This is a genomic window from Micromonospora haikouensis, assembly GCF_900091595.1.
GTDB classification, from domain to species: Bacteria; Actinomycetota; Actinomycetes; order Mycobacteriales; family Micromonosporaceae; genus Micromonospora; species Micromonospora haikouensis.
Genome location: NZ_FMCW01000067.1, coordinates 1 through 9,327 on the forward strand (window position 1 = coordinate 1; position 9,327 = coordinate 9,327).

The 9,327-nt window shown below is 68.1% G+C and carries 9 protein-coding genes and 2 pseudogenes; 5 read left to right on the top strand and 6 right to left on the bottom strand.

What is annotated here, in order from left to right; translation table 11 throughout:
• Positions 1-305: 305 nt before the first annotated feature.
• The 3 genes from GA0070558_RS32160 to GA0070558_RS32170 all read right to left on the bottom strand — a co-directional run bounded on the left by GA0070558_RS32160 (position 306) and on the right by GA0070558_RS32170 (position 2,202).
• Positions 306-938: a vitamin K epoxide reductase family protein gene (locus GA0070558_RS32160; protein WP_091287180.1), complete on the bottom strand. Its 633-nt coding sequence runs from the start codon at positions 936-938 to the stop codon at positions 306-308.
• Positions 935-1,582 carry a DsbA family protein gene (locus GA0070558_RS32165; protein WP_091287182.1) on the bottom strand — a complete coding sequence of 216 codons (648 nt, stop codon included), beginning with the start codon at positions 1,580-1,582 and terminating at the stop codon, positions 935-937. The genes GA0070558_RS32160 and GA0070558_RS32165 overlap by 4 nt, the downstream gene beginning before the upstream one ends.
• A 233-nt stretch (positions 1,583-1,815) precedes the next feature.
• Positions 1,816-2,202 carry a hypothetical protein gene (locus GA0070558_RS32170; RefSeq protein ID WP_141722414.1) on the bottom strand — a complete coding sequence of 129 codons (387 nt, stop codon included), beginning with the start codon at positions 2,200-2,202 and terminating at the stop codon, positions 1,816-1,818.
• A gap of 1,562 nt (positions 2,203-3,764) precedes the next feature.
• On the opposite strand from GA0070558_RS32170, the gene GA0070558_RS32175 reads away from it, so the two are divergent.
• The 3 genes and pseudogenes from GA0070558_RS32175 to GA0070558_RS34795 all read left to right on the top strand — a co-directional run.
• Positions 3,765-3,956: a hypothetical protein gene (locus GA0070558_RS32175; RefSeq protein WP_091287188.1), complete on the top strand. Its 192-nt coding sequence runs from the start codon at positions 3,765-3,767 to the stop codon at positions 3,954-3,956.
• Between the two features lie 103 nt (positions 3,957-4,059).
• Positions 4,060-4,818 (top strand): DsbA family protein, encoded by a 759-nt coding sequence (locus GA0070558_RS32180; protein ID WP_256092262.1) that lies wholly within the window; start codon positions 4,060-4,062, stop codon positions 4,816-4,818.
• A pseudogene (locus GA0070558_RS34795) lies at positions 4,815-5,256 on the top strand (vitamin K epoxide reductase family protein); the annotation flags it as partial. The gene GA0070558_RS32180 and the pseudogene GA0070558_RS34795, both read left to right, overlap by 4 nt.
• 173 nt (positions 5,257-5,429) lie before the next feature.
• On the opposite strand, the gene GA0070558_RS32190 reads toward GA0070558_RS34795, so the two are convergent.
• Entirely contained in the window at positions 5,430-5,996 is a 567-nt protein-coding gene (locus tag GA0070558_RS32190; protein ID WP_256092264.1) for a DUF5134 domain-containing protein, read from the bottom strand.
• A gap of 101 nt (positions 5,997-6,097) precedes the next feature.
• Between GA0070558_RS32190 and GA0070558_RS32195 the strand changes: the two genes are divergently transcribed.
• A complete protein-coding gene (locus GA0070558_RS32195; protein WP_091287194.1) occupies positions 6,098-7,531 on the top strand; it encodes a PepSY-associated TM helix domain-containing protein in 1,434 nt (477 codons plus the stop codon).
• 350 nt (positions 7,532-7,881) lie between these two features.
• Here the strand turns inward: GA0070558_RS32195 and GA0070558_RS35125 are convergent, their stop codons facing one another.
• Positions 7,882-8,313, bottom strand: coding sequence for a hypothetical protein (locus GA0070558_RS35125; RefSeq protein ID WP_369523404.1), 432 nt, complete (start codon positions 8,311-8,313; stop codon positions 7,882-7,884).
• Between the two features lie 100 nt (positions 8,314-8,413).
• Positions 8,414-8,623 (bottom strand): annotated as a pseudogene (locus GA0070558_RS35130) (PepSY-associated TM helix domain-containing protein); the annotation flags it as partial.
• Positions 8,624-8,755: 132 nt separating this feature from the next.
• On the opposite strand from GA0070558_RS35130, the gene GA0070558_RS32205 reads away from it, so the two are divergent.
• Positions 8,756-9,327: IS701 family transposase (locus GA0070558_RS32205; protein WP_141722416.1), on the top strand; the 572-nt coding region annotated here is incomplete at its 3' end.

Here is a 9,327-nt window from a genome sequence, read left to right on the forward strand (position 1 = left end):
CCTCACCCTTGCGGAACCACACCAACACCAGAAGCGCCTGGTAGAAGCACGTCAACGCCCTCGCACGGCGGCGAGTGCGCACCGCCCGACGTTCGGCGTGCAGAAGCCGCGCCACGTGTCGCACCAGTTCCCTGGGGACGTCGAGCCTGGCAGAATAGGTGATCACGTGGGGCCCTCTCGGAGACCGATTCCGTCGCAAGAACCTGTCTACCGATGGCTCCACGTCCATATCCAGCGCCGTCCGGTATGGACGTTAAGCCCGTGTCATCCCACTCGGCCGCCGAACCTTGCTGAGATCACCTCAGTCAGGTCACCAGGGTGCGCCAGTAGAACCAGAACTGCTCGCCGATGAGCGCGACGACGATGAGATACCAGGCGGTGAGGACGACCGTGTGATACCGGAGGATAATCCTCCAGGATGTAAACAACGGCTCGTGGTGGACGTTGTACAGGGTGACATACCAGAAGATCGCGATGGTAACGACCCAGACCGCCATGCAGTACGGACACAGCGCGCCGATGCGGTAGAGGCTCTGGAAGATCAGCCAGTGCACGAACCCGAGACCGAATGTCGTGCCGAGTTGCAGGCCCAGCCAGAACCAGCGGGGGAGTCGGGCACCGGCCAGGATTGCAACACCGATGGTGGTCACCACACTGAACCCGGCGATACCGATCAAGGGGTTGGGGAAGCCGAATGCGGCCGCCTGTGGCGTGACCATCACCGAGCCGCAGGACAGGATCGGGTTGATGCTGCAACTGGGCCGATAGCTCGGATCGGTCAGCAGATTGATCTTCTCGATGGTCAGGGTCAGCGCTGCGGCGGTACCGACCGCACCGCAGACGGCCAGCACCCAGCCGATGATGCGCGCCGCGAACGGCACCGTCGGATCCGGTGGGACGACCACCGGGCCGGGAGCGGCCGTGACCTGCCCGCTCATCCGGCGAGTACTGCGTCGACGGCGGCCTTGAGCCCGGCGTACGTGGCCTGCCCGTCGAAGCGCTGGCCATTGATGAAGAACGACGGGGTGCTCTGGACCCCGGCGGCGGTCCCGTCGCTCTGGTCGTCACGAATACGGGCCGCGGTGCCCGGGTCGTCGCGGTCGGCGCGGAACTTCGCCAGGTCGAGGCCAAGCTGCTGGGCATACCCCTCGAAGACGGCCGACTGGTCCTGCTGCTGCCCGCCCCACGTGGACTGGGTCTCGAACAGCTTGACGTACATCTGCTCGAACTTGTCCTGTCGCGCGGCGGCCTCGGCCGCGCGGGCGGCGTTCTGCGCGTTGGCATGCTGGGACAGCGGGAAGTTCCGGACCACATAAGTGATCTTGCCGGCGTACTCCTGACGGAGTCTTTCCACGCCAGGGAACGCCTGCCCGCAGGACGGGCACTCGAAGTCGAGGAACTCGACAATGGTGACCTTGCCGTCCTCGGCGGCGGTGAGCCGGTGGCTGTCCGTCCTCACCACCCGGTCGGCAGCTGCTTGCTGATCCTTGCCACCGCTGTTTTGCACGAAGATGAAGAGCCCGGCGAGCCCGGCGAGCACGATCGCCAACAGCCCAAGAGTGATCTTGCTGTTGGTGCTCACACGTCGGGCGTGCATCGCCTTGGCAGCTTTGTCAGATGCCTTCCTGCTGCGGTCTGGTCCGGAACCGCCTGCCCTGCCGCGAGCAGCAACTGGCCTGTTGGGGCGGCTGCGCTTCTTGGACATCCGTGGATCCTCCACCCAGCTCCTCGTCGCATCTTCATCCGCCGTCGCAGTGGCGCTAACTCATTGGTCGTTCGGGGCCTTGCTGGAGTTCCGGCTCGTTCACCGCCCGGTCAGATGCGGATCGCGGTCGACAAGGCAGGGAGGGTGCCGGAGGCGGTGTCGAGCTCGAAGGACAGCCGCCAGGTGTGACCGGGGGTGAGGGCCACGTGTCCGATCGCGGTTCGCGCGGTAAGCGCCAAGACTTCGACGTCGGTCCGCAACTCGGGAGCGATGGTGTCCTCCGCGGTGGCCGCCCAGCTGCGTACCTCGTCGGCTGGACCGCCGTCGTTGGTCCAGCAGAGGTGCATGAGGGTGGAGGCGGTGTCGCGCTGCAACCACACGTGCAGAGTGTGGCCATCCCCGCTGATCGCTACCGACTGTCGCCTGGGACAGAACGCGCGGTCGCGGGCTGCCTGCGCGGTGACCGGCGGCATGGTCACTGCGGCGATCAGCGTCAACGTGAGAGCGGACACCGCGAGCACACCTGGCCAGCGCTGGTGTCGCTGCGGCCTGGTGAGCGTTTCGCGACGCTCGCGGGCGGGAGCCGCACAGCTGAGGACGTGGCCGAGATGCGACGCCTTGCCGGTGGTGCAGGCAGATGTCTGGTGATGCAGTCGTAGTCCTGGGCCGTGTCGCCGTCCGTGATTGCGGACCGCTGTGGTCGCTGTGGTCGCTGGTGCAGCCGTCTGCCGTCGACGAGTCGTCTGGCGTCGAGGGCCGGGGTAGCAGAGGGCGGGGCCCGTTGCGGAGTGGTCCAGCTCCGCGCACTGTTCAGGGGGCGACGGTAGGTCGGCCTCCTCGACGGGGGTGTCCCCGGGTAGATCAGGAAAACGCCGGTTTGCTGTCAAGAGCAAGCAGACCGTCACGGCCAGACCTATTGCCAGGATGTGTGCACCCGTCATGTATAACACCCCGCCCTGACCCGGTCCGGCATGCGCCGACCGCTGGTGTGGTAGTCGCACCGCCGACCCTGGTGGTTCCCGCTTACTGCCGCGTACGACGGGTCTTGCCGACCTGACTAGTAGTGCTTTGTCATGATCTGAGTGGGTAGCGGGTTTTCCTTGTAGGAAAGCGGGTTTTGCAGGTGGGGCAGGCGCGGCGGCTGTCTGGGCGCTCCGGCTGGGCGCCGCGTTCCGGGTGCCGCACGGTCGGGCTCTGCTCGGCCGGGCCGGCGTCGCGGGCAGCCACCTGCTCATGTCCGCCGGGATGGCCGCGGCGACGGTCACCCTGCTGTGAGCGGTACGCGCACCGTCGCCGGCCGTTGCGATCGTCGGACGCCACCGACTGGCGGGAACTATTGCCCACCCGACACGGACTAATCGAGCAGAGACGTTCCTCCGGCCGCGATGGTGAGCCGGCTGCTCCGATCGGACAGGCATGACCCCTACGTACGATCCCGTCACGGCGTTCGGGCGGCGGCTGTCGTGACCAGCCTCGCGATCTTCCTGGCCATGATCGTTTTCGTCGCTGTGCTGGTGCGGACCGTGGACCGCAGCGGACCGGACGACGAACCACCAGACGTCGGCCTCGAACCGGCCGCCGACAGCGGACTCGTCACCGTCAGCGCCGCGGTGGGCATGCGTTGCCGGATCGTCCCGCTCCCCGCCGGCCGGAACCGGACCCGCGCCACGGCGAGGAGCCTCCGGGAGCGGGCACGACCGGCCGCGCGCCGGACAGCTCCCGGACTCGCCGTGCACCACCAGGAGGCGGCCGGACCACCCCGGCACGTGCTGCGTCCACTGCCGCGTCCGAACCACACGGGTGAGACGATCCGCGCGCCCGGAACTTGGCACCGCTCGCGGCTGCTGATCCTCGCCACGGGTGTGGTCCTGCTCACCGTGGTGACCGCCGCCGCGCTACCCGCCGCCGCGGCGCGTCCGACCGCCGACCGCGACTTCTGCCCCCGCCGCACGTCGGTGACGATCAGCGACCGGGGCAGACCCTGGGCGCCTGGCTCCGGCGCGATACCAGCGGCCTGTTCCTCCATCTCTGCTGGCGCGGTGCGGGCGGCGACGACGAGGTGGTCCGGTGGGCGGCGACCGCGCACAACAGCACCAACGACAGTTCCACCGGGGTGGCGGTGGTGCCGCTGACCGGCCGCACCGCGCTCGGCAACGCCAGTCTCGCCGCCGGCCGGTCCTGGACACTGCGCTTCGAGGTGAGCACGAGGGGCGGGGGTCGTTCCCTGATGGCGACCACGGTGCGGACCTGACCGGCCGCGGGAACTCACGGACGCCGCCGAGCGACTAATCCTATGGTGGCGTGCCTCACCCGGACTCCGGCACGGACTGACGACCGTCGAGAAGGTTGGGACGATGCCGAAGACCCGCCCGAACAATCCGCGATCCACCACCACGCCGGAGCGTCGCTCCCAGCGCGACCGGCGGGCCGGTGGCAAAGCGGCCCGCGCGATGCAGAAGCGCGGCATGAGCACCAACACCAAGGTGACGTTGGGGCTGCTCGCGGTGGTGCTGATTGGCCTCACGGCGCTGTTCGTGGTCGTGCAGCGCCAGTCGGGCAAGGCCGGGCAGGTCTCCGCCGAGCGCCTGGTCCGGGCCGACAGCCACCGGCTGAGCACCGCCGGTGACGACCGGGTCACCCTGGTCGAGTTCCTCGACTTCGAGTGCCCCGCCTGCGGGCAGGCGTTCCCTCAGGTCGAGCGACTGCGCACGGAGTACGCCGGACGGATCACCTACGTGGTGCGCAACTTCCCGCTGTCGGTGCACGCCAACGCGGAGAACGCCGCCCGGGCTGCAGAGGCCGCAGGCAAGCAGGACAAGTTCGAGCAGATGTACGTCAAGCTGTTCCAAACCCAGAGCAGTTGGGGCAACCAGCAGCAGGACCAGTCCGCGGTCCTCGCCGGCTACGCCGAGCAGCTCGGTCTTGACATGACCCGCTACCGCGCCGACGTGTCCGACGAGTCGACGGCCGACCGCATCCGGCAGGACCAGCAGGACGGCACCGCGGCCGGAGTCCAGGGCACACCGACGTTCTTCCTCAACGGTGAGCGATTCGACGGTCCGGCGACGTACGCAGCGCTCAAGGGTGCGGTCGACGCGGCGTTGAACGGATGAGCGCCGACACCCACGCCGCACCGGACCTGGGTGACCGGCCGTCCGGAGGCGGGGAGCCGTTCGCCGCCCGGGTCATACCGAGGATCCTGGCCGTCGGCGGTGGCGTCGTGCTGCTGGTCGCGCTGACCTGACCATCGAGAAGGTGAACCTGCTGACCGACCCGGCATATCGCCCGTCGTGCAGCATTAACCCGATCCTGTGCTGCGCTCGGTCATGGTCACGCCGTAGGCTTCGGCCTTCGGCTTCCCCAACCCGTTGATCGGCATCGTCGTCTTCAGCGTGGTCCACGATCGGGGTGTTGCTCCTGGCCCGCGTCACGCTGCCCCGCTGGTGCTGGCTCGGCCTGCAGGTGGGTGCCACGTTCGGGGTTCTGTTCGTGCACTGGCTGATCTACCAGAGCCGTGCATCGTGCTCTGGGTCGTCACGATCGCCATTTTCTGGTAGGTCATGGTGCACAACCTTTACACCCGGCATGTGCCCGCATCGGCGGCGTCGACCGCGCTGGTGCGTCTGCACAGTGCCGGGCTCGCCGGTGGTACCTGGTCGTCGGGGCGCTGATCGGCGTCGAGTTCTTTTCTACTGGCAGACGCTGCTCATGTGAGCGTCGCGCGTCAACCGTTCATCAGCACCAGCATCGTCGCCATGCCCCCGGCCATGACCGCGTAACTGGCCAGGTGCAGTCGGTGGCCGGCCACCGTCGCGGCGCGGTATAGCCACCACAGCGCCGCACCCGCAGCGAGCACGACGAACGTGACGTTCACCATGTTCGCCCACATCGGTGTCGCCGTGAGTGCCGCCGCGGCGTTGCCCCCGCCGTGCGAGTGTCCCGAGCCCGCGCCGCTGGCGGCCATCTCCGACATCAGCGTCGGCATCGCCGCGAGCATCCACATCATCGACACGGCCATTGCCATGTGGCCGAGGACGTCCACGCGGCCTGACGTGGCGCGCGCCTGCCGGTAGGCGGGCAGCAGTGAGAGGGCGAGGATCGCGAAGATGGCGACCTGCGCCCAAGCGACCACGTCCTCGACCATTACCCACAGCATGAGGATCATCGCCGCGCTCATCACGCCGTGACTGATGTCGACCAGATCAGTGTCGGAGACCTTCTGGTGACCGACGGTTCCACGGCGGCGGATGAGGAGACCGCCGGCGCAGACCAGGCCTGTCGCCAGGAACACAGCCGTCAACAGGGGAACCCACGGGGTCTCTAGCACGACTACAACCCTAGTCCAGCCGACCTGGAAGAAGAAAACGAAGCCGACCGAAAGGGGCGACTTCCTTGACCACCACCGAAACCGCCGCGCCACCCCCCGCCGAGGCACTGTCGTCGCCGCCCAGGCTCAAGAAGACCAACTGGTTCGCCGCGTTCTGGCGCTGGCACTTCTACGGATCACTGATCGTCATCCCGGTTCTCTTCTGCCTCGCCGTCACCGGCATGACCTACATGTTCCGTGACGAGGTCGATTCCCTGACTCATCCCGGCGTGCTCAAGGTTCCGGCGGCCGACGGCGCCGAGCGGACGGCACTGTCGGCGCAGGAGGCCGCCGTCCGCGCGGCGTTCCCGGATCGCCCCATCCTGTCGGTTCAGGATGGCATCGGTGACCGGGCGACCCTTTTCGTCGTCGGGCTCGAGGACGGCGGCAACACCAACATCTATGTCGACCCCTACACCTCCACCGTCACCGGCGAGCTCCGCCAGGACCAGCTCGTCTCCACCTGGGCCGAGCGCATTCACGGTGACCTGCTCATCGGTGAGGACGGCGTCGGTGACCGTATCGTCGAGCTCGGGGCCTCCTGGGCGATCGTGCTGACCATTACCGGGTTCATCATCTTCTTCCTCGGCCGCCGCGCCCGAAGTGGCGCGCAGGCCAAGGGGAAGCGTGGTGCCCGGCTGCGTGGCTGGCACGCCGTCGTCGGCCTCCCGGTAGGCCTCGGCATCCTGCTGCTTGTGATCTCCGGCCTGCCGTGGACCGGTTTCTGGGGCGCTAAGGCCCAGCAGGTGGCCGTTCAGGGTGGTTCCGGGCTCTGGGGTGAGGATCCCGGCGCGGAGTCCACCATCCGGCAGCAGATTGAGGACACCGACGGCCAGTCCGCTCCCGCCGGATGGGCCGCTGGCAACGCCCCGCAGGGCAGCAGCATCGGCACCGGCACCCCGATCTCCATCGACAGGGCGGTCACGGCGGCTGCGGCCGAGGGCGCTCCCGGCCCTTACCTGATCATGTACCCCGAGGGCGAAAAGGGCGTGTTCAGCGTGATGAGCAGCCAGTGGTACAACGTGGGCAACCCGGCCGAGTCTGACGTCAGCCAGGAGAGGACCATCCACGTCGACCAGTACAGTGGCGACGTGGTCGGCCAGTACGGCTACGACGACTACAGCGCCGCGGCGAAGGTCGTCTCCCAGGGCATCGCACTGCACGAGGGACGACGACTCGGAACATTCAACACGATCCTGTCCACGTTCTTCTGCCTCGCGGTGATCTTCATGTGCGTCACCGGCCCGATGATGTGGTGGACCCGCCGCCGAACCGCCTCCGGCCTTGCCGCGCCTCGCGCGAAACTTCCGGTCTGGGGCAACTGGACCCTGCTCGGCGCGATGGTCGTGCTCGGTGCCTTCCTGCCCCTGTTCGGCCTGTCCCTGCTGATCATTCTCGCCCTGGACCAGCTCCTGATCCGCAGAATCCCTGCGCTGCGGAGCTTCTTCGGCACCGTCTGACCTGACGATCGCCCACCCGATCCAGCATGTGCCCACAGCAGGGGAGCAACGCTTCATCCACGGCATGGGCCGTTTAAACCCTGACTTTCTGAGAGGACGGAAGTTGCCCCCTGGTCCTGGACACTTGAGCCTTGGATCGTGATGGGGAGTGTGTCGATTCCGGCTCTGTCTCACATTCGCCCGGAATGTGAGACAGAGCCGAAATCCTGGGCCGTCCCGCTGGCCCCCTCGGGGAGGGGGGACCACGGCGGGACGTCGCCGTCGCGACACGGCACCCACGACGACGTCGATGACGAGGAACGCCGGCAGGGTGATCCCGAACAGGGGCAGCGCCCAACCGATTGCCACGGTCACCGGTACGCCGATGAGCAGGACACAGAGCGGCATACCACGGATGCCGCCGCGGGCTGGCGGGGTGCCAGCGAGGGCGCGGCGGTCGGCGTGGGTGGGTCGGCGCTGCCACCATATGCGGTAGCCCCAGACGATGACGCCCTGAGGGCCAGCGCGGCGAGCAGAATCTGGTTGACCAGGCCAAACAGGAGGCCCATGTGGGCCTGGATGCCGAGACCACTGAGTTTCGCCAGCAGCGGCCAGTCGGCGAAGTCGCTGCGGGCGGTGACCTCACCGCCGGCCGGGTCGACGGCGACGGGCCAGGTGTTGTCGACCTGCGTAACAGCCCAGGCCGAGCCCGCTTCGACAGCCGGGGCGATCTCGACCGGGCCGGACAGCCCGGCCGCTCGGGCGGCCGCCGCCACCCGATCGAAAGCGGCCGACTCGACCACCGCCTGCGCTGGCGGCCCCGTGGTGGCCGCCGGTTTCGGCCGCCTCGTTCGGAACGGTGGTGAGGCTGGTCGAGATCTCCGGCGCGCGGGCACTGAGCGCGTCGAGGCCGGCACCGAAGTTCGCCCCGGCGTACCGGGACCAGGTCAACCCGGTGGCCGAGAGGAACAGCAGGCCGACGGTGAGCCAGATGCCGGTGGTGGCGTGCCAGCCCCGGGTGCGGCGGACACCCTTGCCGGCGGACAGGTCCGGTATGAGCAGGTGCCGGGCGGTGGCCCGGGAGGCGCTGCGTCGGCGCCACCACAGGATCACCCCGCCGAGCGCGAGGACCCCAGCCAGCTCGCGGCCAGCTCGGAGTAGTGCCGGCCCACCACGCCTAGTAGTGCTTTGTCACATTTTGGTATATTTCGTAGGCTGTGGGTTTGGTGGGTCGTTAGCTCCGGTGTGGATGTGCGCGAGGTAGAGCGTCTGAGCGACGATCTGGCCGGGTTCGTTGGTGACGTGTTCGGGTCGTTGGCTCGGGCCGGGTGGCAGGATCGGGCTGGGCAGTATGTGTGTGGGTTGATGGTGGACGGGCGGCGTAAGTCGATCCAGCCGATGGCGGGGCGTCTGCCGGGGGTGCACGATCAGGCGTTGAACCACTTCGTGACGAACAGCCCGTGGGATGTGGTGCCGGTACGTCGCCGCTTGGCGTCCCGGATGGATGAGGTGATCACACCGGCGGCGTGGGCGTTGGATGACACCGGCTGGCTCAAGTGCGGGACCGCGTCGCCGGGTGTGGCCCGGCAGTACACCGGCACGGCGGGCAAGGTCACCAACTGCCAGATCGGGGTGAGTCTGAACCTGGTCACCGATACCGCGTCGTGTCCGGTCAACTGGCGGCTGTTCCTGCCGGAGTCGTGGGACCCCGCCTCGCCGGCCGCGGCGGCGGATGTCGGTCAGCGGCGCGTAAGGGCGCAGATCCCCGACGACGTGGGACATCGGGAGAAGTGGCGCCTCGGATTGGACATGATCGA